This is a genomic window from Hydrogenophaga bisanensis (genome assembly GCF_042665135.1).
Lineage (GTDB): Bacteria > Pseudomonadota > Gammaproteobacteria > Burkholderiales > Burkholderiaceae_C > Hydrogenophaga > Hydrogenophaga bisanensis.
Genome location: NZ_JBHTBX010000004.1, coordinates 16,827 through 42,735, shown reverse-complemented (window position 1 = coordinate 42,735; position 25,909 = coordinate 16,827). Strand labels below are relative to the sequence as shown.

At 65.5% G+C, this 25,909-nt stretch carries 26 protein-coding genes; 11 read left to right on the top strand and 15 right to left on the bottom strand.

Going from position 1 to position 25,909, the window contains the following annotated elements; genetic code table 11:
* Window positions 1-50 precede the first annotated feature (50 nt).
* Window positions 51-398 carry an FKBP-type peptidyl-prolyl cis-trans isomerase gene (locus ACFQNJ_RS07185; protein ID WP_374639929.1) on the bottom strand — a complete coding sequence of 116 codons (348 nt, stop codon included), beginning with the start codon at window positions 396-398 and terminating at the stop codon, window positions 51-53.
* Window positions 399-501: 103 nt separating this feature from the next.
* On the opposite strand from ACFQNJ_RS07185, the gene ACFQNJ_RS07180 reads away from it, so the two are divergent.
* Window positions 502-972 carry a RidA family protein gene (locus tag ACFQNJ_RS07180; RefSeq protein WP_374639928.1) on the top strand — a complete coding sequence of 157 codons (471 nt, stop codon included), beginning with the start codon at window positions 502-504 and terminating at the stop codon, window positions 970-972.
* Window positions 972-1,535, top strand: a complete 564-nt coding sequence (locus ACFQNJ_RS07175) for a flavin reductase family protein (protein ID WP_382255489.1) — start codon at window positions 972-974, stop codon at window positions 1,533-1,535. The genes ACFQNJ_RS07180 and ACFQNJ_RS07175 overlap by 1 nt, the downstream gene beginning before the upstream one ends.
* 19 nt (window positions 1,536-1,554) lie before the next feature.
* Here ACFQNJ_RS07175 and ACFQNJ_RS07170 read toward each other — a convergent pair whose 3' ends face one another.
* Genes ACFQNJ_RS07170 through ACFQNJ_RS07155 form a run of 4 tightly spaced genes read right to left on the bottom strand, consistent with a single transcriptional unit; the run spans window position 1,555 to window position 7,918 of the window.
* Window positions 1,555-2,847 carry an amino acid deaminase gene (locus tag ACFQNJ_RS07170; RefSeq protein WP_382255486.1) on the bottom strand — a complete coding sequence of 431 codons (1,293 nt, stop codon included), beginning with the start codon at window positions 2,845-2,847 and terminating at the stop codon, window positions 1,555-1,557.
* 24 nt (window positions 2,848-2,871) lie between these two features.
* Window positions 2,872-5,220: a DNA topoisomerase IV subunit A gene (gene parC, locus ACFQNJ_RS07165; RefSeq protein WP_382255483.1), complete on the bottom strand. Its 2,349-nt coding sequence runs from the start codon at window positions 5,218-5,220 to the stop codon at window positions 2,872-2,874.
* Window positions 5,221-5,225: 5 nt separating this feature from the next.
* Entirely contained in the window at window positions 5,226-5,948 is a 723-nt protein-coding gene (locus ACFQNJ_RS07160; protein ID WP_382255481.1) for a lytic transglycosylase domain-containing protein, read from the bottom strand.
* Complete coding sequence (locus ACFQNJ_RS07155; protein ID WP_382255479.1) at window positions 5,948-7,918, bottom strand: DNA topoisomerase IV subunit B; 1,971 nt, start codon at window positions 7,916-7,918, stop codon at window positions 5,948-5,950. Before ACFQNJ_RS07155 ends, ACFQNJ_RS07160 begins: the two co-directional genes overlap by 1 nt.
* A gap of 167 nt (window positions 7,919-8,085) precedes the next feature.
* On the opposite strand from ACFQNJ_RS07155, the gene ACFQNJ_RS07150 reads away from it, so the two are divergent.
* From ACFQNJ_RS07150 to bamC, 5 genes are all read left to right on the top strand, one after another.
* A complete protein-coding gene (locus tag ACFQNJ_RS07150) occupies window positions 8,086-9,315 on the top strand; it encodes an MFS transporter (protein ID WP_382255477.1) in 1,230 nt (409 codons plus the stop codon).
* A complete protein-coding gene (locus ACFQNJ_RS07145) occupies window positions 9,312-9,452 on the top strand; it encodes a hypothetical protein (RefSeq protein ID WP_382255474.1) in 141 nt (46 codons plus the stop codon). The genes ACFQNJ_RS07150 and ACFQNJ_RS07145 overlap by 4 nt, the downstream gene beginning before the upstream one ends.
* Window positions 9,452-10,033, top strand: coding sequence for a class I SAM-dependent methyltransferase (locus ACFQNJ_RS07140; protein WP_382255471.1), 582 nt, complete (start codon window positions 9,452-9,454; stop codon window positions 10,031-10,033). The genes ACFQNJ_RS07145 and ACFQNJ_RS07140 overlap by 1 nt, the downstream gene beginning before the upstream one ends.
* A 71-nt stretch (window positions 10,034-10,104) precedes the next feature.
* Window positions 10,105-10,992 carry a 4-hydroxy-tetrahydrodipicolinate synthase gene (dapA, locus tag ACFQNJ_RS07135; protein WP_382255468.1) on the top strand — a complete coding sequence of 296 codons (888 nt, stop codon included), beginning with the start codon at window positions 10,105-10,107 and terminating at the stop codon, window positions 10,990-10,992.
* A gap of 18 nt (window positions 10,993-11,010) precedes the next feature.
* Window positions 11,011-12,120 carry an outer membrane protein assembly factor BamC gene (gene bamC, locus ACFQNJ_RS07130; protein ID WP_382255465.1) on the top strand — a complete coding sequence of 370 codons (1,110 nt, stop codon included), beginning with the start codon at window positions 11,011-11,013 and terminating at the stop codon, window positions 12,118-12,120.
* Between the two features lie 118 nt (window positions 12,121-12,238).
* On the opposite strand, the gene ACFQNJ_RS07125 is transcribed toward bamC, so the two are convergent.
* The 3 genes from ACFQNJ_RS07125 to ACFQNJ_RS07115 all read right to left on the bottom strand — a co-directional run bounded on the left by ACFQNJ_RS07125 (window position 12,239) and on the right by ACFQNJ_RS07115 (window position 14,444).
* Window positions 12,239-12,589, bottom strand: a complete 351-nt coding sequence (locus ACFQNJ_RS07125; protein ID WP_382255463.1) for a hypothetical protein — start codon at window positions 12,587-12,589, stop codon at window positions 12,239-12,241.
* Between the two features lie 160 nt (window positions 12,590-12,749).
* Window positions 12,750-13,259, bottom strand: a complete 510-nt coding sequence (locus ACFQNJ_RS07120; protein WP_374639914.1) for a hypothetical protein — start codon at window positions 13,257-13,259, stop codon at window positions 12,750-12,752.
* 30 nt (window positions 13,260-13,289) lie between these two features.
* A complete protein-coding gene (locus ACFQNJ_RS07115; RefSeq protein ID WP_382255460.1) occupies window positions 13,290-14,444 on the bottom strand; it encodes a JmjC domain-containing protein in 1,155 nt (384 codons plus the stop codon).
* A 14-nt stretch (window positions 14,445-14,458) separates the two neighbouring features.
* Between ACFQNJ_RS07115 and ACFQNJ_RS07110 the strand changes: the two genes are divergently transcribed.
* Window positions 14,459-15,001 carry an FKBP-type peptidyl-prolyl cis-trans isomerase gene (locus ACFQNJ_RS07110; RefSeq protein ID WP_374639912.1) on the top strand — a complete coding sequence of 181 codons (543 nt, stop codon included), beginning with the start codon at window positions 14,459-14,461 and terminating at the stop codon, window positions 14,999-15,001.
* 67 nt (window positions 15,002-15,068) lie between these two features.
* Here ACFQNJ_RS07110 and dut read toward each other — a convergent pair whose 3' ends face one another.
* The 7 genes from dut to xseB all read right to left on the bottom strand — a co-directional run bounded on the left by dut (window position 15,069) and on the right by xseB (window position 22,514).
* Window positions 15,069-15,518: a dUTP diphosphatase gene (gene dut, locus ACFQNJ_RS07105; protein ID WP_382255456.1), complete on the bottom strand. Its 450-nt coding sequence runs from the start codon at window positions 15,516-15,518 to the stop codon at window positions 15,069-15,071.
* 11 nt (window positions 15,519-15,529) lie between these two features.
* A complete protein-coding gene (locus tag ACFQNJ_RS07100; RefSeq protein WP_382255453.1) occupies window positions 15,530-17,332 on the bottom strand; it encodes a TRAP transporter large permease in 1,803 nt (600 codons plus the stop codon).
* A gap of 11 nt (window positions 17,333-17,343) precedes the next feature.
* The gene (locus ACFQNJ_RS07095) at window positions 17,344-17,955 is read right to left on the bottom strand and encodes a TRAP transporter small permease subunit (protein ID WP_382255450.1); all 612 of its coding nucleotides are present in this window, start codon (window positions 17,953-17,955) and stop codon (window positions 17,344-17,346) included.
* 154 nt (window positions 17,956-18,109) lie between these two features.
* A complete protein-coding gene (locus ACFQNJ_RS07090; RefSeq protein WP_382255447.1) occupies window positions 18,110-19,189 on the bottom strand; it encodes a TRAP transporter substrate-binding protein in 1,080 nt (359 codons plus the stop codon).
* Between the two features lie 240 nt (window positions 19,190-19,429).
* Window positions 19,430-21,322, bottom strand: coding sequence for a 1-deoxy-D-xylulose-5-phosphate synthase (gene dxs, locus ACFQNJ_RS07085; RefSeq protein ID WP_382255445.1), 1,893 nt, complete (start codon window positions 21,320-21,322; stop codon window positions 19,430-19,432).
* Between the two features lie 17 nt (window positions 21,323-21,339).
* Window positions 21,340-22,197, bottom strand: coding sequence for a polyprenyl synthetase family protein (locus ACFQNJ_RS07080; RefSeq protein WP_374640027.1), 858 nt, complete (start codon window positions 22,195-22,197; stop codon window positions 21,340-21,342).
* 50 nt (window positions 22,198-22,247) lie between these two features.
* On the bottom strand, window positions 22,248-22,514 hold the full coding sequence (gene xseB / locus ACFQNJ_RS07075; protein WP_374639906.1) for an exodeoxyribonuclease VII small subunit: 267 nt from the start codon (window positions 22,512-22,514) through the stop codon (window positions 22,248-22,250).
* 303 nt (window positions 22,515-22,817) lie between these two features.
* On the opposite strand from xseB, the gene ACFQNJ_RS07070 reads away from it, so the two are divergent.
* From ACFQNJ_RS07070 to ACFQNJ_RS07060, 3 genes are all read left to right on the top strand, one after another.
* Complete coding sequence (locus tag ACFQNJ_RS07070; protein WP_382255440.1) at window positions 22,818-23,951, top strand: aromatic ring-hydroxylating oxygenase subunit alpha; 1,134 nt, start codon at window positions 22,818-22,820, stop codon at window positions 23,949-23,951.
* Window positions 23,952-23,984: 33 nt separating this feature from the next.
* Window positions 23,985-24,875: a DMT family transporter gene (locus ACFQNJ_RS07065; protein WP_287984592.1), complete on the top strand. Its 891-nt coding sequence runs from the start codon at window positions 23,985-23,987 to the stop codon at window positions 24,873-24,875.
* Window positions 24,876-24,975: 100 nt separating this feature from the next.
* Window positions 24,976-25,845, top strand: coding sequence for a sulfurtransferase (locus ACFQNJ_RS07060; RefSeq protein ID WP_382255437.1), 870 nt, complete (start codon window positions 24,976-24,978; stop codon window positions 25,843-25,845).
* The last annotated feature ends 64 nt before the right edge of the window (window positions 25,846-25,909 follow it).

The window sequence follows — 25,909 nt, the reverse complement described above, 5'->3', positions numbered from 1 at the left end:
GTGCCCGACGGGCCTGGTGCTGTTGTTCAGCTTGCGTCGACGGCAGGCGGTCAGACCGCCAGCAGATCCACCTCGAACAGCAGGGTGGCATTGGGGGGGATCACACCGCCCGCGCCACGCGCGCCGTAGCCCAGTTGCGGCGGGATGACCAGACGGCGGGTGCCACCCACAGCCATGCCCTGCACGCCTTCGTCCCAACCCTTGATGACATGGCCGGCGCCGAGCGGAAACTCGAACGGCTGGCCACGGTCCTTGCTGGAGTCGAACTTGCTGCCCTGCACGCCGTCGTTGTAGAGCCAGCCGGTGTAATGAACCTGCACATACCGGCCGGCCTGGGCAACCTCGCCCTGTCCGACGACCGTGTCTTCGTACTGCAAACCGCTGGGGGTGGTGTTCATGGCATCTCCTTATGGGGGCAAACTCCTGATTATCAGCGCAGTCCACTGAAGCGGGACTGACAGTGGCATCCTAGAATGTCCGGTCACAAAGAGGAGCCCCTTCATGAGCGTTTACGACAAACTGTCCCAACTGGGTATCGAACTGCCCCCGGTGGCCGTGCCCGCCGCCGCCTACGTGCCCTTCGTGCAGACGGGCAAGCAGGTTTTCCTCAGCGGCCATATCGCCAAGAAAGACGGCAAGCCCTGGGTAGGACAACTGGGCCTGACCATGGGCACCGAGGAAGGCAAGGCCGCGGCGCGCGCCATCGCCATCGACCTCATGGGCACGCTGCACGCGGCCTGCCAGGCGGCCGGGACCGATCTCAACGGCGTCAAGCGCATCGTCAAGGTGATGAGCCTGGTCAACAGCACCGGCACCTTCACCGAGCAGCACCTGGTCACCAACGGTGCCAGCGAGCTGTTCGGCGAGGTCTTCGGTCCGCAGGTTGGTGCCCATGCCCGCAGCGCCTTCGGGGTCGCCCAGATCCCGATGGGGGCCTGCGTGGAAATCGAACTGATCGCCGAACTGGCCTGATGTTCCGCCTGGTTCCCCAGGACAAGGCGTACCGGCTGCTCAACCACGGGCCCACCGTACTGGTGGGCAGCCGGTCCGGTGACCGGGCCAACGTGATGGCGGCGGCCTGGGCCATGCCCCTGGATTTCGACACCCCCAAGGTGGCGGTCGTGATCGACAAGGCCACCCTCACCCGCCAGCTGGTGGAAGCCTCCGGCCATCTCGTGGTCAGTGTGCCCTGCGTGGCCCAGGCGGCACTGGTGCGGGCGGTGGGCAGCGAAAGCGGCCTGCAGCATCCAGACAAGCTGGTGCGATGCGGCGTCAGCCATGCGCCAGGGCCCCGCACAGGCGCGCCCCTGGTTTCAGGCTGCATCGCCCATCTGGAGTGCCGAGTGCTGCCCGCCACGGCGCATGTGGCGGGTCCGCATGACCTCATCCTCGCGGAAGTCATTGAGTCGAGCGCCGATGACCGGGTGTTCTCCGATGGACGCTGGCACTTCGAGACGGCGCCCGACGATCTGCGCAGCCTGCACCATGTCGCAGGCGGCTTCTTCTACGCGATTGGCCAGCCCGTCGGCGACTGACGCCCGCTCGGGCCGAGGCTCAGAACCAGGTGGTGATCGCCGCGACCACACGGTAGCGATCGTCCACCACCGGCATCCAGCGCCACTTGTCGAAGGTGGTGCAAGGGTGCGAAATCCCTGACGCCACCGTCTGCCCCACCTGTGGGTGCTCATGCCCGGGCGCCTGAGGGTCAAACCGCAGATAGGCGTGCTGGTCATTGAGCGCATCGATGTGCCAATGACCAGGGGTGGTCCTGGGCGATCCACCCCGGCCATCGGCCAACCACAGGGGAACGGGCAGCCCCATGTCCTGACCGACATCGCGCTTGCCCATGGTCAGCAAGGCCAGCCCTGGCTCGGGACAGGACTGCACGCAGGCCAGCACCTCCATGGCTGGCCTGAGGGTCTCGCGCAGGTTCAGGCGCTCACCGACACAGCACAGGTAGCGCTGGTAGCGGCTGTGGTCGTGGGTCAGGTAGCAGCCCGAACGCAGCACCCCACGCACAGGAACGCCCAGGTCGGGCAACAGGCGCTCGGCCACCAGATCGAAGATGGCCGAGCCGCCGGCGCTCAGGATCAACGCCCCCCCGTCGGCCTCGGTCAGATCGCAAAGCTGTTCGGCGACCACGCCCCTGGCCACCGCCTCGACACGGTCCATCAGCTTGCGCACCCCAGCCCGATCCTTGTCGTGATCGCAGCTGGCCAACGGTCCCTCGTAGCACTCCACGCCCACCAGGCGCAGACAGTGGCTGGCATGAATGCGCCGCGCCAGGTCCAGCGCCTGCCCGCTGTCCCGGCAACCGGTTCGCTGCCCTGGGATGCCCATTTCCAGCAGCACCGGCCAACGCCCCGTCCATTGACGGGCCTGTGCCCACGCCTCGATCTGCATGACCTGCTGCGGCGAGTCGACCAGAAAGCTCACCCACCAACCCGGTACCTCGTCCTGCAGGTTGACGAGGGCATCCAACTCGGCCCATTGCAGCACCTGGTTGGGGATGAGCACCCGGCGAACACCATGCCGCGCGGCCACGGACGCCTGAAACACCGTGGCCAGGCTGATCGCCCAGGCACCAGACTCGATCTGCCGCTGCCACAACTCCGGGGACATGGTGGTCTTGCCGTGCGGGGCCAGGTCCAGCCCACGCTCACGGCAAAAATCGGCCATCCAGCGCAGGTTGTGTGCCAGGGCGGACGCCTTGAGCACCGCCATCGGCAGCATCAGGTCACCGCGCAGCAGATCCCATCCCTGCAGGCCAGCTTCCGCGATGGCCAGCGCGGGGTGATCCGTCGGAAAACCCTTGAGGCGATTGTCCAGGAAGCCTGTTGGAATCATGTTGGCGAGGGTGGTGATGAAAGATCACTCCACCCGGGTGATGCGCTGGGGCTTGAATCCCAAATCGGCCGCCTTGCCCTTGCGGCCACGCCCGGCCTTGGCATTGTTCAGGCTGCGAATCTCCAGGGTCTCGTCACGTTCCTTGCCGCCGCGGCCCACGCCCTCGATCTTCACGCTGCGCGTGTAGGCGCAGGCGCCGGCCAGCATGTCCTTCGGCTCCAGGTCGATCAGCATCAGCCCGCGGCCACCCTTGTCCATCTGCTTGAGTTCACCGATCTCGAAGGTCAGGATGCGGCCACCGGTGGAGGCGCAGGCCACATGGGTCGCAGGAACCAGTGGCTGATCGCCAGAGGTGTGGGCCACGTGCGAAGGCGCACAGATGGTTTCGCCCTCGCCCACGCTGATGAAGGCCTTGCCCGCCTTCTGGCGCGAGATCAGGTTTTCGACGGTCGCCAGGAAGCCATAGCCGCCCGTGCCGGACAGCAGCAAGGTGGCGTTGACCGGACCTGCGAAATAGTGGGCGGGCTGTGTCCCGGCCTCCAGATCGATCAGCGTCGTGATCGGCTGGCCATCGCCCCGGGCCCCCGGCAGGCTGGCCACAGGCACGCTGTAGACGCGGCCGTTGCTGCCGAACACGATCAGCACGTCCACCGTGCGGCATTCAAACGTGCCGTAAAGACCGTCCCCGGCCTTGAAGGCAAAGCCCGCCGGGTCATGCCCGTGACCGGTGCGCGCTCGCACCCAGCCCTTGGAAGACACCACGACCGTCACCGGTTCGTCCACCACCTTGATCTCGGCGACGGCCTTCTTTTCGGCCTGAATGAGCGTGCGCCGCTCGTCCCCGAACACCTTGGCATCGGCCTCGATCTCGCGAATCATCAGGCGGCGCAGGGTGGAAGGGTTGCCCAGAATGTCTTCGAGCTTGCCCTGCTCCTCGCGCAGTTCCTTGAGCTCCTGCTCGATCTTGATCGCCTCCAGTCGTGCCAGCTGGCGCAGCCGGATTTCCAGGATGTCCTCGGCCTGGCGGTCCGACAGGCGAAAGCGCTCGATGAGTGCGGCCTTGGGTTCGTCGGCGCTGCGGATGATCGAAATCACCTCGTCGATGTTCAGCAGCACCAGCTGCCGCCCTTCGAGGATGTGGATGCGGTCCAGCACCTTCTGCAGCCGGTGCTGCGACCGGCGCGTGATGGTCGTCTGGCGGAACTCGATCCACTCCAGCAGCATCTGCCGCAGGGACTTCTGGGTCGGCCGGCCATCCAGCCCCACCATCGTCAGATTGATGGGTGCCGAAGTCTCCAGACTGGTGTGTGCCAGCAAGGCCGTGATCAGCTCCTGCTGCTCGATGCGGCTGCTCTTGGGCTCGAACACCAGGCGCACCGGCGCGTCCTTGCTCGACTCGTCGCGCACCCCGTCGAGCACCATGAGGATGCTGGCCTTGAGCTGGGTCTGGTCCTGAGTCAGGGCCTTCTTGCCCGCCTTGACCTTGGGGTTGGTGAGCTCCTCGATCTCTTCGAGCACCTTCTGGCTGCTCACGCCAGGCGGGAGTTCGGTCACCACCAGCTGCCACTGGCCGCGCGCCAGTTCCTCGATCTTCCAGCGGGCACGCACCTTGAGGCTGCCGCGGCCGGTGCGGTAGGCGTCGGCGATGTCGCCGGCGGGGCTGATGATCTGGCCGCCGCCGGGATAGTCCGGCCCGGGAATCAGACCGTACAGCTCATCATCGGTCAGCTTGGGGTTGCGCACCAGCGCCACGCAGGCATCGGCCACCTCGCGCAGGTTGTGGCTGGGGATCTCGGTGGCCAGGCCCACGGCAATGCCGCTGGCCCCGTTGAGCAGCGAGAACGGCAGACGCGCCGGCAATTGACGGGGTTCCTCGGTGGATCCGTCGTAGTTGGGCACGAAGTCGACGGTCCCTTCATCGATCTCGTCCAGCAGCAGGCTGGTGATGCGTGAGAGCCTGGCCTCGGTGTACCGCATGGCTGCCGCCCCGTCCCCGTCACGGCTGCCGAAGTTGCCCTGACCGTCGATCAGCGGGTAGCGCTGGGCAAAGTCCTGCGCCATGCGCACGAGCGCGTCATACGCCGCCTGGTCACCGTGCGGATGAAAGCGACCCAGTACGTCACCCACCACGCGAGCGCTCTTGACCGGTTTGGCCGGCGTGTTACGGGTTGGGCCGCTGTAGCCCAGACCCATGCGCTCCATGGCGTAGAGAATGCGCCGCTGCACCGGCTTCTGTCCGTCGCAGGCATCGGGCAAGGCCCGTCCCTTGACGACGGACAGCGCGTACTCCAGGTAGGCACGTTGGGCGTAAGCGGCCAGGCTGTCATCGGCGGGACCAGCGGGCGCGGTGGGTTCAGTGATGAGGGAATCCATGGGTATCAGAGCGATGCGGTGCTTGGAGCCAGATCTGTCAGTCGCGCCTGCGGTTGCCGAATGACGCGCGGCGGCTGAAGCCGCTGACGCAACTCGTTGACATTGCGCACATAGTTCAGGGTTTCACGGTACGGCGGCACCTGGCGACCGTGCCTCAACACGGCACCCTCGCCTGCGTTGTAGGCGGCCAGCACCAGGTCCACCTGCCCGTCGAATTTTTTCATCAGCCAGGCCAGGTAGCGCGCACCGGCGTGAAGGTTGGTGCGCGGGTCGGAGAGCTTTTGTTCCAGAGATCCGCCGGCGCTGGCACGCACACCAAAACGCTGGGCGGTCCCGGGCATGATCTGCATCAGCCCCACGGCCCCCCGGGGGCTTACCGCGTGGGGATCGAAGCCCGATTCGACGGCCACCACCGCCTTGAGCAGTTCGTATTCGATCCCGTTGGCGCGAGCGGCCTCGCGCAGGTGATGGCGCACCGCCTTGTAGGCCGTCGACACCTCAAAGGAAGCCAGCAGGCCGGGCGGCGCCGTGACCGCACCGGCAGCAGCCCCTGATGGTTCTCCCACGGCCCCATCACCGGCATAGAACAGCTGGTAGCGGTCATCCAGGCGCTCAGACGCGAAATGCGGGACACCGCGCTCGTCGACGAACCCCCAGACCTGCGCCTGCGCCGCCAGGCACGACAGGCCCAGCAGCAGTGAAGCGCACGTCCTGATGCACCGGCCCATCAGATGTCGACCTCCACCGAGTCGCCGTGCAGCTCCATCAGGTCACGGCGCGCAGCGGCCTCACCCTTGCCCATCAGCTTGGCGATCAGGGACTCGGTGGCGGCAAAGTCCATGGCGCCCAGCGTCACCGGCAGCAGACGGCGGGTATCGGGGTTGAGGGTCGTGTCCCAGAGCTGCTCGGCACTCATCTCGCCCAGGCCCTTGAACCGGCTGATCTGGCATTTCTCGCGCGGCACGCCGTCCTTCTCGGCTTTGTCCAAGATGGCATGGAGCTCACCGTCATCCAGCGCGTACTGCTTGGAGGCGGGCTTCTTGCCCCGGGCCGGCACATCCACCCGGAACAGAGGAGGACGCGCCACATACACATGACCCGCCTCGATCAGCTTGGGGAAATGGCGGAAGAACAAGGTCAGCAACAGGACCTGGATGTGGGATCCGTCCACATCGGCATCGGACAGGATGCACACCTTGCCGTAGCGCAGGCCCGACAGGTCCGGCTGGTCCATCGGGCCGTGGGGATCGACACCGATGGCCACCGAGATGTCGTGGATCTCGGTATTGGCGAACAGGCGGTCACGCTCGACCTCCCAGGTATTGAGCACCTTGCCGCGCAAGGGCAGCACGGCCTGGCACTCCTTGTCCCGGCCCATCTTGGCGCTGCCGCCCGCCGAGTCACCTTCGACCAGGAAGATCTCGTTGTGGAGGATGTCCCGGCTCTCGCAGTCGGTCAGCTTGCCCGGCAGCACGGCCACGCCGCTGCCCTTGCGCTTCTCCACCTTTTGGCCGGCTTTCTGGCGGCTTTGCGCGGCCTTGATCGCCAGTTCGGCGAGCTTGCGACCGTAATCCACGTGCTGATTGAGCCAGAGCTCCAGCGCGGGCCGCACGTAGCCGGACACCAGCCGCACCGCGTCGCGGGAATTCAGGCGCTCCTTGACCTGACCCTGGAACTGGGGATCCAGCACCTTGGCCGACAGCACATAGCTGGCCCGTGCAAAGACGTCCTCGGGCAGCAGCTTGACGCCTTTGGGCAGCAGTGCGTGCAACTCGATGAAGCTCTTGACCGCCTGGAACAGGCCGTCGCGCAGGCCGCTGTCGTGGGTACCTCCGGCGCTCGTGGGAATCAGGTTGACATAGCTTTCCCGCACGGGCGCACCGTCTTCGGTGAACGCCACGCACCAGGCCGCGCCCTCGCCTTCGGCAAAGCTTTCGTCCTTGCTGTCGGCAAAACCTTCGCCCTCGAACAGCGGGATCACCGGATCGGCGCTCAGCGTCTGGCCCAGGTAGTCGCGCAGGCCACCCTTGTACTGCCAGGTCTGCGTGTCGCGGGTCTTCTCGTTGTGCAGGGTGACCGAGACCCCCGGCATCAGCACCGCCTTGCTGCGCAGCAGGTGCGTGAGCTCGCCCATCGGCAGTGCGGGTGAATCGAAGTACTTCGGGTCCGGCCACACCCGCACCGTGGTGCCCTGCTTGCGGTCGCCCTCTGCCTGCGCCCGCACCACCAGCGGCTCGATCACATCGCCGCCCGCGAACACCAGCCGGGCGACCTGCCCCTCCCGATGGCTGGTCACCTCCATCCTCGTAGCCAGGGCATTGGTGACACTGACGCCCACGCCGTGAAGGCCCCCCGAAAAACTGTAGGCCCCGCCCTTGCCCTTGTCGAACTTGCCGCCCGCATGCAGCCGGGTGAAGACCAGTTCAATGACCGGGGCCTTTTCTTCGGGATGCAGGCCGAAAGGGATGCCGCGGCCGTCGTCCTCGACACTGACCGACCCGTCGGCGTGCAGGCTCACGCGGACCTTCTTGCCGTAGCCGGCCAGCGCCTCGTCGGCGGCGTTGTCCAGCACTTCCTGAATGATGTGCAGCGGGTTGTCCGTCCGGGTGTACATGCCCGGGCGCTGCTTGACCGGCTCCAGGCCCTTGAGGACGCGGATGGAGCCTTCTGAATAAGCGGGGGGGTTCTGGCTTGCCATGGACGCGGATTGTAAGCAGAGACACCGGATTTCACTGTATGAATATACAGAATCCGACTGGGCGGTCGCATTCTTGCGACGGCCGCATCAATGACCCGGCAAAATTTCATGCGGTCAAGACACGCGCGCAACACACCCCCGGGCCGGCATTTCGGTACATTCGCGGGATGACTTCTGCTTCCGCTCCCCGCCTGTCGGCCGCCCAGGTGCTCATCTGTGGCGCCGCCATCGTCACACTGTCCATGGGGGTGCGCCACGGCTTCGGTCTCTGGCTGCAACCGATCACCCAGGCCCAGGACTGGACACGCGAGAACTTCGCTTTCGCCATGGCGATCCAGAACCTGGCCTGGGGCCTGTTCGGTATCTTCGCCGGCATGGCGGCCGACCGATTCGGCGCCTTCCGCGTTCTGGTGGGAGGTGCTGCGCTCTACGGACTGGGCCTCTATGGCATGGCGACCGCCAGCAGCCCGACGCTGTTCGCACTCACCGCCGGCGTGCTCATCGGTGCCGCCCAGGCCGGCACCACCTACGCGGTCATCTACGGGGTCATCGGGCGACAGATCCCGGCCGAAAAGCGCTCATGGGCCATGGGGGTGGCCGCCGCAGCCGGGTCCTTCGGGCAGTTCCTCATGGTGCCCGTGGAGGGCTGGCTCATCGCCAGCTTTGGCTGGCAGCAGGCCCTGATGGTGCTGGCCGCTGCCGTGCTGCTGATCATGCCGCTGGCCGCCTTCCTGCGGGAACCCGGGTTTGCGGCCGCAGCGGCCGCACGGCGCGAGCAGACCATCGCACAGGCCCTGCGCGAGGCCTTTGGCTACCGCAGCTTCCAGCTGCTGATGGCCGGCTACTTTGTCTGCGGCTTCCAGGTGGTGTTCATCGGCGTGCACATGCCCAGCTACCTCAAGGATCAGGGTTTGTCGCCACAGGTCGCCAGCTACGCCCTGGCCATCATCGGGCTGTTCAACGTGGTGGGCACCTACGTGGCCGGTTCGCTGGGCCAGCGCATGGCCAAGCGGCACATCCTGGCCTTCATCTACCTGGCACGTTCGGTGGCCATCACGCTGTTCCTGATCGCACCGCTGACGCCCGCCAGCGTGTACGTGTTCTCGGCCGCCATGGGCCTGCTCTGGCTGTCCACGGTCCCCCCGACCAACGCGGTGGTGGCGCAGATCTTCGGTGTGGCGCACCTCTCGATGCTGGGCGGCTTCGTGTTCTTCAGTCACCAGATCGGTAGCTTCATGGGCGTCTGGCTCGGCGGCCTGCTCTATGACCGCACCGGCAGCTACGACATCGTCTGGTACATCTCGATCGCCCTGGGCATCTTCGCCGCACTGGTGAACCTGCCGGTGCGCGAGACCGCGATCGGCCGTGGACCCGCACGCGCCGGAGCCGCGGCATGAATGCCACCCTGCGTCACCGCCTCCAGCAGGGACTCCTGTGGGTCGGCATCGGCCTGACGCTGCTGGGCATCTTCACGCTGTACCAGGAGCCGGACTTCCTGATCCAGCTGGCCGACCAACTCTGGAGCTGCTTCTGATGCACGGTAACGAACCCGCATCCGAGTGGGTGCGTCGATGGACTCACCTCGTCAGGCCCGGTGGCCGGGTCCTGGACGTGGCCTGCGGGGCTGGCCGGCATCTGAGGTGGTTCGCCCAGCGAGGCCATCCTGTCACGGGGGTGGATCGGTCTGCGCAGGCCCTGGCCGATGCCGCCGTGGATGGCGAGCTGGTCGAAGCCGACATCGAAAATGGTCCGTGGCCATGGCCTGGCCGGCAGTTCGACGCCGTCGTGGTCACCAATTACCTCTGGCGACCGCTGCTGCCCACCGTGGTGGACAGTGTGGCCCCCGGCGGGGTGCTCATCTATGAGACCTTCGCCCATGGCAATGCCAGCGTGGGCAAGCCCTCCCGGCCCGACTTCCTGCTGCAGCCTGGCGAACTGCTGACGATCTGCCAGCCGACGCTGCGCATCTTGGCCTACGAAGACGGATTCCTCCAGCAGCCGGAACGCTTCGTGCAGCGGATCGTGGCGGTGCGCGAGAGGCCGTGCCCGCCCGAGGCGCCCGCCAGGCACTTTCTGTCCCCCGCCGCCGATCCCGCCAGCCTGACCGCTGGTTAGAATGAGAGATTGCCCCCGGCCAGCCTGCCATCTCCCCGACAGCGCACCATCACCACACTCCATCAGGAATCATGGAAACCATCACCGGCAGCATCGTGGCTCTGGCCACGCCCATGCATGAAGACGGCAGCATCGACTACGCCGCCCTGCGCAAACTGATCGACTGGCATATTGCCGAAGGCACCGACTGCATCGGCGTGGTCGGCACCACCGGTGAGTCGCCGACAGTCAGCGTCGAAGAGCACTGCGAGATCATCCGCGTGTCCGTGGAACAGGCGGCCGGCCGCGTGCCGATCATGGCGGGATGTGGCGCCAACTCCACTGCCGAAGCCATCGAACTGGCCAAGTTCGCGCGCAGTGTCGGCGCCGACTGCCAGTTGCAGGTCGTGCCCTACTACAACAAGCCCACCCAGGAAGGCCAGTACCAGCACTTCAAGGCGATTGCCGAAGCCACGGGCGACCTGCCTGTCATCCTCTACAACGTGCCGGGACGTTCCGTGGCCGACATGTCGGTCGAGACCGCCCTGCGTCTGGCCCAGGTGCCGGGCATCGTGGGTATCAAGGAAGCCACCGGCAACATCGAGCGTGCCCAGTGGCTCATCCGCGAGGCCCCCAAGGGCTTTGCCATCTACTCCGGCGATGACCCGACCGCGGTCGCCCTGATGCTGTGCGGCGGCCATGGCAATGTCAGCGTGACGGCCAACGTGGCGCCGCGCCTGATGCACGAGCTGTGCAAGGCCGCGCTGGCGGGCGACGTCAAGCGCGCCATGGAAATCCAGTTCCGCCTGATGCCGGTCCACAAGAACCTGTTTGTCGAAGCCAACCCGATCCCGCTGAAATGGGCCATGGCGCGCATGGGTCTGTGTGGCGGTACGATGCGCCTGCCACTGACACCGCTGACGGCATCGCTGGAACCCGTCGTGGAAAGCGCCCTCCAACAAAGCGGCCTGATCGACTGAACCTAATCGCTACAGAACATGCACGCTGCCAACAAGCCTCTTTCCCGCCTGGGCCAATGGACCGTTCTGGCCGTGGCCGCCGCCTTGGCCTCGGGATGCACCGTCCTGCAGGAAGACAAGATCGACTACAAGTCGGCCCAGCGGGGAAGCACGCTGGAAGTGCCGCCGGACCTCACGCAACTGAGCCGCGATTCCCGCTATGCCATGCCCGGTGGCACGGCCACCGCCAGCGGCTACCAGAGCGCGGCCGCGTCGCCCTCTCCGGCGGCGACCGCCATCCAGGCCGCCGGCGATGTGCGCATCGAACGGGCTGGTACCCAACGCTGGCTGGTCATCAACCGGCCCCCCGAGCAGCTCTGGGGCCCCGTGCGCGATTTCTGGAAAGAGAACGGCTTCGAGCTGGAGACCGACCAGGAGAAACTGGGCATCATGGAAACGGACTGGGCCGAAAACCGCGCCAAGATCCCCCAGGACTTCATCCGAGCCACCATCGGCAAGGTGTTCGACAGCCTGTACTCGACGGGAGAACGGGACCGCTTCCGCACCCGCTTCGAGCGCAGCGCGGCCGGCGGCACCGAAATCTACATCACCCACCGCGGCATGATCGAGGTGTACACCAACACCCAGAAAGACCAGACCGTGTGGCAGCCGCGTCCCTCCGACGTCGAGCTGGAAACAGAGTTCCTGCGTCGCCTGATGGTCAAGCTGGGGGTGACCGAGGAACAGGCCAAGGCCGTGGCCGCGACCGCGCCCAAGCAGGGGGCCGCCCGCCAGGTGACCGTCGACGGCGCGCCCGCCCTGCAATTTGAGGACAACTTCGACCGCGCCTGGCGACGGGTCGGCCTGTCACTGGACCGCACCGGATTCACGGTGGAAGACCGTGACCGCAGCCAGGGCGTCTACTTCGTGCGTTTCGTGGCCGCCCGCCCCGACAACCAGGAGAAACCTGGCTTCCTGGGCAAACTGTTCGGGCGCTCGGCACCGGAATCCTCACCCGACCGGCATCGCATCGTCGTCAAGAGCACCGCTGACCTGACCACCGTGACAGTCCTCAACAGCCAGGGGCGTCCGGACACCAGTGCCAACGCACAAACCATCGTCAAGCTGCTGGGTGAAGACCTGCGCTGACCCTGCGACCCAACGGCCTGCGCACGCAGGCTGAACCACGAAAAAAAAGCCACCGTGTGAATCACACGGTGGCTTTTCTCTTGCCCAGAACCTGTCCCGATGGACAGGCCAGCCGGGATCACTTCTGCACAGCTTCCTTGGCGGCGTCGGCTGCGGCCTTGGCGGCTTCGGCAGCCTTGTCGGCAGCCTCTTTGGTTGCATCGGCGGCGGTGGCAGCGGCGTCCTTGGCGGCATCGGTGGCAGCTGCAGCCGCATCCTTGGCGGCATCAGCGGTCGCTGCGGCGCCTTCCTTGGCTGCTTCGGTCACGGCTGCAGCGCCGTCCTTGGCTGCGTCGGTCACGGCTGCGGCGCCTTCCTTGGCGGCCTCGACAACAGGTGCCACGGCCGGAGCGGCGGCTTCTTCTTTCTTGCCACAGGCGGCCAGAGCGACAGCGGCCAGCAGGCTGGCCAGGATGATGGACTTGTTCATGGTTTCTTCCAGTGGATGATGATCAGCAAAGTCACGTTGCCGGCACAGCTGACCGGCATTATTTCGGCATGGATAGCAATGATATCGATATTCATCCATCCGGATTAACCCTTGCTGATTTTTTCGTTTTCTTACACCCTTTGTGCCTAGACATAAACCATCAAAGCCCCAGCACAGATGCCGGAAACGAAGGTGTCCCGCGGTCCCAGCAGGCCTGCAGTCGCTCCCTCAACGCCAGCCGGCGAGGCGCATCTGACCCGGCGACCATCACACCATGTTCGGGATCGATCCGCTCCATGCACCACACCGGCGTCCAGATCGCGCTGGGCAAGGCAGGTGACCCATTGGACGAACAGGCATGGGCTTCGACAATGTGCGACCAGGTGGTGCGCCATTGCACCAGGCGAGGGTGAAGCTGGCGCAAGGCACTGAAATCATGGGCCAGCCAGCGAATCTGCCGTCCGCGCCCGGCCCATGCATGAAGGCCTTCGATGACGGCACGCTCGCCCAGGGGCCAGTCCGCGAAATCCGGGTCACTGAACACGATAGGGGTCCACCGGGTCACCGCCATCGTCTGCACCGCCTGTCGCACCAGGTCGGCAAACGCCTCCCGGCCCTGGATTCGGCCTTCAGGCAAGGGCGGAGGCAATGGCGAGGTTTCAGATGTCATGGACAGCTCCCGAGGTCAACAGGGCCAGGCTCACTCGTCAACCCGATGCAGCCAGCCCGCCTCGTGCCACTCCTGCAGCAGAAGTTGGGCATCGGTGCTGGCGCGCTGGACGGCCCGGGCGCTGAGGACCCGCTGATCGGCCAACCGGTGCATCAGCCGGGCGTCGGCCCCGCCAGCCCGAAAGCTCTCACCGTTGATGAACACATGCTGGCGGTCGTACATCATGCGGGTGCGCCGGTCCAGCCGCAAGGCACCCGGCGTCCAGGGGGCGCTGGCTTCGTCGAACCAGACACGCGGTTTGGGCTCGGTCATCACCTCGCCGAGCGCACACGCCAGCGAGGCCCGGTCCTCGACCAGCTTGCGCAATCCCTCGGCCGCGAAATCCGCCAGTGCCGCGGGCATCGCGGCCGGTGTGGCCGTGGCCGGCTGACCCGGGTCGCGATAGAGCGTGCTGTCCTCGAAGGCATCGGCCATGCGCTGCACCAGTTCGGCCGCCAGCCCCCCCCTTTGCGGAACCCGGAAGCCCACCGAGTACGTCATGCAGTCACCGCCCACCGCCACGCCATCGTGGGCCCACTTCGGAGGCAGGTAGAGCATGTCGCCGGGGTTGAGGACATGCTCTTCCTCAGGCTCGAAATTGCTCAGGATCTTCAATGGCACATCGGGCTGCAGGGAGAGGTCTTTCTGGCGACCGATGCGCCAGCGTCGCTGCCCCTGGGCCTGCAGCAGGAAGACGTCGTAGCTGTCGAAGTGCGGACCAACGCCGCCGCCATCGCTGGCCCAGGAAATCATGAGGTCGTCCAGGCGTGCGTCCGGCACAAACCGGAACCGCTGCATCAGTTCATGGACCGCATTGACGTGCAGATCCACGCCCTGGACCAGCAGGGTCCAGCGGGGCTGCGACAAGGCGGGCAGCTGGCGCCTGCCAAACGGGCCATGCTTGAGCTGCCATCCCTTCTCGCTGTGGACGATCAGGCGCGACTCGACCTCTTCCCGGCCGGACAGGTCAAACAGCGCCGCCCGATCCAGCAGCGGCGAAAATCCGGGAATGGCTTGCCGGATCAGCAAGGGTTTCTTCTGCCAGTAACGGCGCATGAAGGTGGCTGGCGACAGGCCGCCGAGCAACTGCTGGGGCAAGCGGGTGGTGTCTGCCGCGTCGGCGGCTCGGGTCTTTTTGGCGGTCATGGGACAATTGTGCGATGAAAATCTCTGAGCAATGTGTGGTGGGTCTGTCGTGGACCCTCAAAGACACCCTGGGCGAGGTGCTGGACGAGTCGGACGACCCGGTGGAGTTCCTGATCGGTGGCAAGGACCTGCTGGCGAAGATCGAAGAAGCCCTGCAGGGTCATGAACCGGGTGACCGCCTGGAACTGCATCTGGAGCCCGAGCATGCCTTCGGTGACTACGATGACCAGCTGCTGTTCCTGGAACCCAGGCACCTGTTCCCGGACGAAATCGAGGTCGGCATGGGTTTCGAAGGGCTGCCCGCGGGCTGCAATCCCGCCGCGCCAGCCGATCGCCTGTACTTCGTGAGTGACATCTACCCGGACCACGTGGTGATGGACGGCAACCACCCGCTGGCGGGCATCGCCCTGCGCCTGCACCTGCGGATCCACAGCGTGCGCGAAGCCGAACTGGAAGAAATCGGACGCGGCACCCTGGGCACCGGGTTCTTTCGCATGCAGGTGGACGCCGACAGCATCCCGCCCACTGGCGCCGACGGCAAGCCCACATTGCACTGATCCCGTCTGCACCCCAAAAAGCAAAGGCGCTCCATGGGAGCGCCTTTGTTTTGGGCCAAGCCGCCGATCAGCCGCGGCCGGTCGAACCGTAACCACCCGCCCCTCGCGCCGTGGCCTGATCGAAGTCCTGGACCACGCGAAAACTCGCCTGCACAACCGGCACGATGACCATCTGGGCAATTCGCTCCATGGGCTCAATGGTGAAGGGAACATCGCTGCGGTTCCAGGCGCTGACCATGAGCTGGCCCTGGTAGTCGCTGTCAATGAGCCCGACCAGATTGCCCAGCACGATGCCATGCTTGTGACCCAGCCCCGAACGGGGCAGGATCATGGCGGCGTAGCCAGGGTCGGCCAGATGGATGGCCAGGCCGGTGGGCACCAGTTGCCAGGCGTTGGGCGCCAGGGTCAACGGTGCTTCCAGGCAAGCCCGCAAATCCAGCCCGGCGCTGCCGGGTGTGGCGTAGGCGGGCAGCTGGTCGGCCAGACGAGCATCGAGGACCTTGACGTCGATCTGCATGGCGGCGGGCCTCACTCGGCCTTCTTGATGGCTTCTTCCAGCGCCTTGGCAGGATCCACCTCGGCCTCGCCCTCCGCAGCCGGTGCCTCCAGGCTCGGAGCGGCCGGTTCCTCACCCTCGGCGGCGGGCTCGTCGCCCTGCTCTGCCGACGGCTGCTCGTCAAACTGCAGATCCTGCATGTTGTTGAGCATGTCGGTCACCGCCGCGTCGTCCACCTTGACCGCCTGCCCCAGACTACCGGTCACCAGTTGCGGGTTGAAGAGGATCACCCCGACCATGATGAGCTGCAGGATGATGAAGGCGATCGAACCCTTGTAGATCTGCGCCGTGGTGACCGCCGGGATCCGCTCACCCGTCACCTTGTCGTTGTAGTCCTCACGCGCGGCCACGCTGCGCAGGTAGAACAGCGCAAAGCCGAAGGGCGGCGTCAGGAACGAGGTCTGCATGTTCATGGCCAGCAGCACACCGAACCAGATGAGGTTGATGTCCAGGCTTTCGGCCACCGGTGCCAGCAGCGGGATCACGATGAACGCGATCTCGAAGAAGTCGATGAACATGCCCAGCACGAAGACCAGCAGGTTCACGAACAGCAGGAAGCCCATCTGGCCACCCGGCAGCTTGTCGAACAGGTGCTCGACCCAGATGTGGCCATCGGCCGCGTTGAAGGTGAAGCTGAACACCGTCGAGCCGATCAGGATGAACAGCACGAAGATCGACAGCTTGGTACTGTTCTCCAGCGCCTCCTTGAGCAGCTTGACGCTCAGCGTGCGGCGCGCCCCGGCCATGATCAGGGCACCCAGCGCGCCCATGGCACCACCCTCGGTCGGGGTGGCAATGCCCAGGAAGATCGTGCCCAGCACCAGGAAGATCAGGACCAGCGGCGGAATCAGCACGAAGGTGACCTGCTCGGCCAGCTTGGACAGCAGGCCCAGGCGCAGCAGACGGTTGACCAGCGCCAGGGCCAGCGCCAGGAAGGAGCCCACGGTGATCGACATGATGACGATTTCGTCGCCAGCTGGCGCCATCTCGCGACCAATCATCGGATTGATGATGGACTCGTGGTTCAGGGACCACACGTAGCTGACCGCCCCGCAGATGGCCAGCAGCACCAGCAGCGACACGTGACCGGAGGCACCGTTGTCCTCACGGTAGATGCGGGCCTCGGGCGGCAACGCCGGCACCCACTTGGGCTTGATGATAGCCACGGCCGCGATGAATGCCAGGTACAACCCGACCAGCATCAAGCCGGGAATGAGGGCGCCCGCGTACATGTCACCCACGGAGCGACCCAGCTGGTCAGCCAGCACGATCAGCACCAGCGAGGGCGGGATGGCCTGCGCCAGCGTGCCCGAGGCGGTGATGGTGCCGGTGGCAATGGTGCGGTTGTAGCCATAGCGCAGCATGATGGGCAGCGAGATCAGGCCCATGGAAATGACCGCAGCAGCCACCACGCCCGTGGTGGCGGCCAGCAGCGCACCCACCAGCACGACCGCGACCGCCAGACCGCCGCGCACCGGGCCAAACACCTGGGCCACGGTTTCCAGCAGGTCCTCGGCCATGCGGCTGCGCTCCAGGATGATGCCCATGAGCGTGAAGAACGGAATGGCCAGCAGCGTGTCGTTCTGCATGATGCCGAACACGCGCAGCGGCAGCGCCTGGAACAGGTTGGAGGGGAACAGCCCGACCTCCATGCCGATCAGGCCGAAGAACAGGCCGGTGGCCGCCAGGGCAAACGCCACCGGAAAGCCGGTCAGCAGGAAGAACAGCAGACCCGCGAACATCAGCGGGACGAAATTGTTGGCAATGATTTCCATGGCGGGCTCGCTCAGCGGGAGGTGGCAGCAGCGCTGGCTGCCTGTTGGTGCTCGGCTTGGGCAATCTCTTTGGCCAGCATCTCGGTTTCACTGGGGCCTGTGTGGTCCAGCGGATCGGGGCCTTGCCCGGTGATGTAGGCGATGCGCTTGATGAGCTCGGACACACCTTGAGCCATCAGGATGATGAAACCCGCGGGGATGAGCAGATAGACCGGCCAGCGGACCAGGCCACCCGCGTTGGACGACATTTCGCCCGAGGTCCAGGCGCGTTCGAACACGGGCCAGCCTTCCATGACCATCATGATGCAAAGCGGGAACAGGAAGACGATGATGCCGATGACATCGATCCAGTTGCGGGTGCGCTGGCTGAACTTGGTGGAGATGAAGTCGATGCGCACGTGCGCGTTGCGCAGGAAGGCGTAGCCGCCACCCAGCATGAACACGGCGGCAAAGAGATACCACTGGATCTCGAGCCAGGCATTGGAACTGGTGCCGAAGATCTTTCGGATGATGGCGTTGCCGGCACTGATCAGCGTGGCGGCCAGGATGAGCCACATGGCCAGCTTGCCAATGAGGTCATTGATGCCGTCAATGAGGCGGGATATCTTGAGCAGGAAGGACATGGCGTTCCCCATGATCGATGGGAGGGACGAAACAAACCCGCGAGTCTAGCGGGCTGAGGTCCAGGCAGCCTGTGAGAAGGCTGACGAATCCTGGCGTGCCCCGCACAAAAAACCCCGCGGGGGCGGGGTTTTGTGCGCTGCGTGCCAGAACGGCTTACAGCTTGGCCGACTGCATGTAGCGGTCGAACTGGGCATCCGTGAAGCGGAACCAGAGGTTCTGGTCCTTGCGGAAGTTGGAGTAGTCTGCGTAGATCTTCTTCCAGTTCGGGTTGCTGGCGCTCAGTTCGGCGTACAGCGCCATCGACTGCTTGAAGGCCTCGTCCATGACCACCTTGGGGAAGGGCAGGACCTTGGCGCCACCGGCCACCAGGCGCTTGAGGGCGGCCGGGTTGCGGGCGTCATACATGGCCTGCATCATGGTGTGGGCGTGCGATGCGGCCGTTTCCACGATGGCCTTGTTTTCGGCCGACAGACCGTTGTAGGCCGCCTTGTTGATGTAGAAGTCCAGCTGGGCGCCGCCTTCCCACCAGCCGGGGTAGTAGTAGTTCTTGGCCACTTTCTGGAAGCCCAGCTTCTCGTCGTCGTATGGTCCGATCCACTCGGTGGCGTCGATGGTGCCCTTCTCCAGCGCCTGGTAGATTTCGCCGCCGGGGATGTTCTGGGGCACGCCACCCATGCGGGCCAGCACCTTGCCGGCAAAACCGCCGATGCGCATCTTCAGGCCCTTGATGTCGGCCAGGGTCTTGATCTCCTTGCGGTACCAGCCGCCCATCTGGGCACCGGTGTTGCCGCCGGGGAAGTTCACGATGTTGTACTGGTCGTAGAACTCGCGGAACAGCTTCAGGCCGTTGCCGTCGTAGTACCAGGCGGTCAGCTGACGGCTGTTCAGGCCGAAAGGAATGGCCGTGCCCATGGCGAAGGTGTCGTCCTTGCCAAAGTAGTAGTACGGGGCGGTGTGACCAGCCTCGACCGTGCCCTGCTGAACGGCATCGACCACGCCGAAGGCCGGCACCAGTTCACCCGGGGCGTGAACGGTCACGGAGAACTTGCCACCGGACATTTCATTGACCTTGCGGGCAAACACGTCGGCGGCACCGTGGATGGTGTCCAGCGCCTTGGGGAAGCTGGAAGTCAGGCGCCAGCGGATGGCGGCCTGCGCGTGCACAGCCGGTGCGGCACCAGCAGCCAGCACGCCAGCGATACCGGCGTGCTTGAGAATGGAACGACGATCCATGTGATGAAACTCCGTGGTTGTTGAAATCACTTTCCACCCGATCGGCACGGGGCCGGCGGGGACTGGCTACAGTCCGTTGCATTGTAGGAATCGCCTCCCGGGGACCCCTTCGGGTTTTCCCTCGAAGACGACCTCGCGGGATCGGGCGTTCAGCCTTCTGCAAGCTTGAGATGCCCCATGGCGGGGCATCGGCAAGGAATTTCAACTTGGCTGTGAATGCGATTCACAGCCAGCTTTCCGTCACGCCACCTTCAGGCCCGCCGCATCACCCCGCTGATCGGGAAAACGGGCCTGGATGGACCGCTCGATGCCAGACGCATCCAGGCCCATGGCGGCCAGCAGCTTGGCAGGATCGCCGTGCTCGGTGAACACGTCGGGCAGCCCCAGCGTCAGGACAGGCCGGTCGATGCCCAGGGTCTGCAAGGCTTCAAGCACCGCGCTGCCGGCTCCGCCCATCACACACCCCTCTTCCACCGTGACCAGGGCGTCATGGGTCTCGGCGATTTCTCTCAGAAGGTCCACATCCAGCGGCTTGGCCCAGCGCATGTTGGCCACCGTCGCATCCAGCGCCTGTGCCGCCTGCAAGGCCGGGTACAGCAAGGTGCCAAATGCCAGGATCGCGATGCGGCGGCCCCGACGACGCACCTCACCCTTGCCGAAGGGAAGGCCCTCCAGACCGTCCGGCACGGCGACACCCACCCCCGAGCCGCGCGGGTAGCGGACGGCCACGGGGTGGTTCTGGGCGTGTGCGGTGGACAGCAGCTGGCGCGTCTCTGCCTCGTCGGCCGGGCACGCGATCGACATGTTGGGCACGCAGCGCAGGAAAGCAATGTCGTAGGCGCCGGCGTGGGTGGCCCCGTCGGCACCCACAATGCCGGCCCTGTCCAGCGCGAACACCATGGGCAGGTTCTGCAGGGCCACGTCATGAATGAGCTGGTCGTAGGCTCGCTGCAGGAAGGTGGAATAGATGGCCACCACCGGCTTCATGCCCTCGCAAGCGAGACCGGCGGCAAACGTCACGGCGTGCTGCTCGGCAATGCCCACGTCGAAATACCGGCCGGGGAACCGCTGGTGGAACTCGACCATGCCCGAACCCTCGCGCATGGCGGGGGTGATGCCGACCAGCAGAGGGTCCTTTTGGGCCATGTCGCACAGCCACTGACCGAACACCTGGGTGAAGGTGGGCTTGGGCGGGGTGGCTGGCTTGACCAGGCCCACCGCCGGATCGAACTTGCCAGGACCGTGGTAGGCCACCGGGTCCGCTTCGGCCAGCTTGTAGCCCTGCCCTTTCCTGGTCACCACGTGAAGGAACTGCGGGCCCTCGCCGTTGTCCAGCAGGTGGCGGATGTTCTCCAGCGTGGGGATCAGCGAATCGAGATCGTGTCCGTCGATGGGACCGACATAGTTGAAGCCGAACTTCTCGAACAGCGTGGCCGGCACCACCATGCCCTTGGCATGCTCTTCCAGTCGCTTGGCCAGCTCGAACAGGGGCGGCGCCCCCTTGAGCACCGTCTTGCCCACGTTCTTGGCCGCCGCGTAGAACTGACCGCTCATGAGCTGGGCCAGGTAGCGGTTGAGGGCACCGACCGGCGGCGAAATGGACATGTCGTTGTCGTTGAGCACCACCAGCAGGCGCCCGTCCTCGACACCGGCATTGTTCAGGGCCTCGAAGGCCATGCCAGCCGTCATGGCGCCGTCGCCGATGATGGCCACGGCATGGCGGCTCTCGCCCTTCATCTTGGCGGCCAGGGCCATGCCCAGGGCCGCCGAAATGCTGGTGGAGGAATGGGCAGTCCCGAAGGTATCGAATTCGCTTTCGTCTCTGCGAGGGAACCCGCTGATGCCGCCGAGCTGGCGCAGGGTCGACATGCGGTCGCGGCGGCCGGTCAGGATCTTGTGCGGGTAGGTCTGGTGACCCACATCCCAGACCAGCCGGTCTTCGGGAGTGTTGAAGACGTAGTGCAGCGCCACGGTCAGCTCGACCGTGCCCAGGTTGGAGCTGAGGTGACCGCCGGTGCGGGAGACGCTCTCGAGGACAAAGTCGCGCAACTCCTTGGCCAGGACGGGCAATTGCTGGCGAGTGAGGCGCCGCAGGTCGGCAGGAGAATCGATGGAAGACAGCAGGGAACTCATGGCGATATGGCTTTGGTTCAATGCGATCGGCGGCCGACCCAGTCGGCCAGGCCACGCAGGTAACCCGTTTGGGACAACCCGCTGCGATCAAGGGCGGCGTGCGCGCGATCGAGCACTTCGTCGGCATAGGCCTGGGCGGCCGCCAGGCCCATCAGCGACACGAACGTGGGTTTGTCGGCCGCGGCATCCTTGCCAGCGGTCTTGCCCAAGGTCTGGGAGTCGGCGGTCACATCCAGGATGTCATCGACGACCTGGAAGGCCAGCCCGATGCTGGCACCGAAATCGGCCAGGCAGGACGCCTGGTGCGCATCGGCATCGGCTGTGGCAGCCCCCATCATCACGCTGGCCTGAAGCAGCGCACCGGTCTTGAGACGGTGCATGCCCTCCAGGGCAGGCTGGTCAAGCGACAGACCCACACTGGCCAGATCGATGGCCTGGCCCCCGGCCATGCCATGGGCGCCCGCTGCGCGGGCCAGCAGCCGGCACAACCGGGCCGCCATGGCGGGCGGCATGCTGCCGTCGTCTGGCGTCAGGAGCTCGAACGCCAGCGCCTGGAGGGCGTCGCCCGCCAGCAGGGCCTGCGCCTGCCCAAAGCGGACGTGGACGGTGGGTTTGCCCCGGCGCAACACATCGTTGTCCATGCAGGGCATATCATCGTGCACGAGGGAATAGGCGTGAATGAGTTCGACGGCGCAAGCGGCACGCAGGGCCGCGGGTTCGAGACCATCGAGGGCCTCGCTCGTGGCCAGCACCAGCAGGGGTCTCAGTCGCTTGCCCCCGTCGAGCACCGCATAGCGCATGGCCGTGCCCAGCTCGGCCGGTGCCTCGGGGGGCACCCAGGACGCAAGGGCCTGCTCCACGCTGGCCTGCCGCATGACGCGCCACTCCTCAAGGGAAGGCGCAGAGGTCTGGGCGAAGGTGGTGTTCAAGAGGCGTCCCAAGGCTTCAGTTCATTGGCTTCGAGAACACGGATCTGGTTCTCGACCGCGTCCAGCTTCTCGCGACAGTAGGCCAGCAACTGGGCACCCCGCTGGTAGTGGGTCAGCAACTGGTCCAGCGGCAGCTGACCGGCGTCGAGCTGGGAAACCAGACGCTCAAGTTCCCCGAGAGCAGCCTCGTAGCTGGAAGCCACAGGCTCTGGGCTCGCGGCTTTTGCCGTTCTGGACGACTTGGATTCGGATGAGGATGTCATGAATTCGGCAATGCTGAGCGTCTGCAGGCTTGGCGCGCAGGGTACGCACGACCCCGGCAAGAGCAGAGCCAGTGATTTTAGCCCCAGGGTTCTCGTTTTCCGCATCACAAAAACCATGCGGGCCGGCGGGTGCCGCGCGTTCGGTGCACCCGGGGTACAATCCCGCCTCTTTTTTCTTGTTCAACTGACGGGCCTCATCCGCCCGGAGGGACGCAGCACTTCCACCCTTCCCGCGCAGATCGTTCACTCGCTAAGCGCTTCACCCTGCCCCTTCATAGGGGGAGTCTTTAGGTCAGGACCACCATGTCTGATTTGAGTCTTCAGCTCCAGCAGGCCGAAAGCCAACTTCCGGTTTCCAGCTACTTCGACGAGGCGCTGTTCCAGAGGGAACTCGAAACGATCTTTCAGCGCGGGCCCCGCTATGTGGGGCACGCCAATGCCGTTCCGAACGTCGGCGACTACTACGCGCTGCCCCAGGAAAAGGAAGGTCGCGCGCTGGTGCGCACACCGCAAGGGGTGGAACTGGTTTCCAACGTCTGCCGCCACCGCCAGGCCGTCATGCTGAACGGCCGCGGCAATCTGGGCGAGAACCGCAAGGGCCACGCCGGTGGCCACATCGTGTGCCCGCTGCACCGCTGGACCTACAGCGGCGGTCAGGGCAGCAAGCTGGGCTCGCTGCTGGGCGCACCCCACTTCGCCCAGGATCCCTGCCTAGACCTCAACCGCTACGCCTTGCGCGAGTGGAACGGCATGCTGTTCGAGGACAACGGCCGCGACATCGAGACCGATCTGGCCGACATGGGTCCGCGCAGCGCCCTCAACTTTGAAGGCATGGTGCTGGACCATGTGGAGCTGCACGAGTGCAACTACAACTGGAAGACCTTCATCGAGGTATACCTTGAGGATTACCACGTCGAGCCCTTCCACCCTGGCTTGGGCAACTTCGTGACCTGCAGCGACCTGCGCTGGGAGTTCAAGCCCGAGTACTCGGTGCAGACCGTCGGTGTGCAGAACCTGCTGTCCAAGTCGGGCAGCCCGGTCTACCAGCGCTGGCACCAGCAGCTCATGCAGTACCGCAATGGCCAGCTGCCCGAACATGGCGCCATCTGGTTGACCTACTACCCCCACATCATGGTGGAGTGGTACCCGCACGTGCTGACGGTTTCCACCCTGCACCCGATCAGCGTGGACAAGACGCTGAACATGGTGGAGTTCTACTACCCGGAAGAAATCGCGGCGTTCGAGCGCGAGTTTGTCGAAGCCCAGCGTGCCGCCTACATGGAAACCTGCATCGAGGACGACGAGATCGCCGAGCGCATGGACGCCGGGCGCAAGGCCCTGCTGGCGCGTGGCGACAACGAGGTCGGCCCGTACCAGAGCCCCATGGAAGACGGCATGCAGCACTTCCATGAGTGGTACCGGGCACGGATGAAGTGATGATCCGCATCGCCTGCACGCACAGGAGTTGAGATGCAGGCGCTGTGGATGCTGCTGGCCTCGCTGCTGTTTGCCACCATGGGGGTGTGCATCAAGTTTGCGTCGGCCCACTTCAACAGTTTCGAGATCGTGGCCTACCGGGGCGCGGTGGGCATGATCTTCCTGCTGGTGGCCACCCGTGTCCGCGGTGTTTCCCTGAGGACCCAGGTGCCCATGATGCATGTGTGGCGCAGCGTGGTGGGCGTGATCTCGCTGGTGTCCTGGTTCTACGCCATCTCGGTGCTGCCGCTGGCCACCGCCATGACGCTGAACTACATGAGCAGCGTCTGGATCGCGGCCTTCCTGATCGGCGGTGCGATTCTTCTGCAAGGCAAGAACGCGCCGGTGCGACAGCAAGGCCCCCTTTTCCTGACCGTGCTGGCGGGATTCGCCGGGGTCGCCATGATGCTGCGGCCGACCCTGGCACCGGATCAGGTGCTGGGCGCCATGGTGGGCTTGATCTCAGGGGTTTTTGCGGCATTGGCCTACCTGCAGGTCGCGGCGCTGTCCAAGGTGGGTGAGCCGGAGAGCCGCACGGTCTTCTACTTTTCGCTGGCGGCGGTGCTGGCCGGCGGGGCCGGCATGGTGTTTGCCGGGGCATCGCCCTGGCATTGGCCCAGCGCCCTGTGGCTGCTGCCGATCGGCCTGCTGGCCGTGATCGCCCAGCTGTGCATGACGCGTGCCTACGCCAGCGGGGCGACGCTGGTGGTGGCCAACCTGCAGTATTCGGGCATCGTGTTTGCCGGCATCTACAGCCTGACGATCTTCGGTGATCAGCTGCCCCTGATCGGGTGGCTGGGAATGGGCCTGATCATCGTCAGCGGGATCACCGCCACGGTGCTGCGCTCCCGAGCCGTTCCGACCGCCCCTGGCGAGGAACACTGACGGCCCGCCGGTTGTCGCTCAAGCCACGGGCCTGTGGCTTTGTCCTCAAAGACCGGCTGTTGGCTCGCGATCTCTGCCGGTGCTGGTCCAAAATGGTGCCATGTACACCACCCTCATTGACGCCCCATCCCTGCAACGGCTGATCGCCGATGGCCAGCCCTTGGCCCTGTTCGACTGCAGTTTCGACCTGTTCGACGCCAGCGCTGGCAGCCGCCAGTACGAGGACGTCCACATTCCAGGCGCCCGATATGCCCATCTGGACAGCCTGCTGAGCGAAAAGTCACCTGAACAGCCTCGTGCCAGCGGCGGGCGCCACCCCCTGCCCTCGCGCGAAGCCTTTGCCCTCCGGATGCGCGAACTGGGTCTCACCCGGGGCACGCAGGTGGTGGTGTACGACCGGCAGGGAGCCAATTACTGCGGGCGCCTGTGGTGGATGCTGCAATGGTGCGGTCACCAGGCGGTGGCCGTGCTCGACGGTGGGCTGCAAGCCTGGCAAGCCGCAGGATTGCCCACCGAGGCGGGACCCGGCCCCCAGCCTGCTCAGGTTCCGGGTGACTTTGAGGCCAGTCCGCTGCCCGGCGCCCCGGTGGTGGGCGCGCTGGACCTCAAGGCTTCGGTAGGCAGCCCGTGCCTGACCATCATCGACGCGCGCGCACCGGCCCGCTACCGTGGAGAGACCGAGCCGCTGGACCCGGTGGCAGGCCACATTCCCGGCGCGCTCAACCGCCCCTTTGGCGACAACCTGGGGCCCGATGGCCGGTTCAAGTCCCCCGAACTGCTGCACCAGGAATTTTCGGCTCTGCTGGGACACCGGGATCCCGCTGGCGTGATCCACCATTGCGGCAGTGGTGTCAGCGCCATTCCGAATGTGCTGGCGATGGCGGTGGCTGGCTGGGGCATCACTGCACTGTTTCCCGGGAGCTGGAGCGAATGGTGCAACACCCCGGGGGCCGTCTTCGCACGTGGCTGAAGGCTCAAGTATTCCAGCCAACGGTCGATCTTGTTCCGAATACGCGTCATCCGCGGAAGTGGCG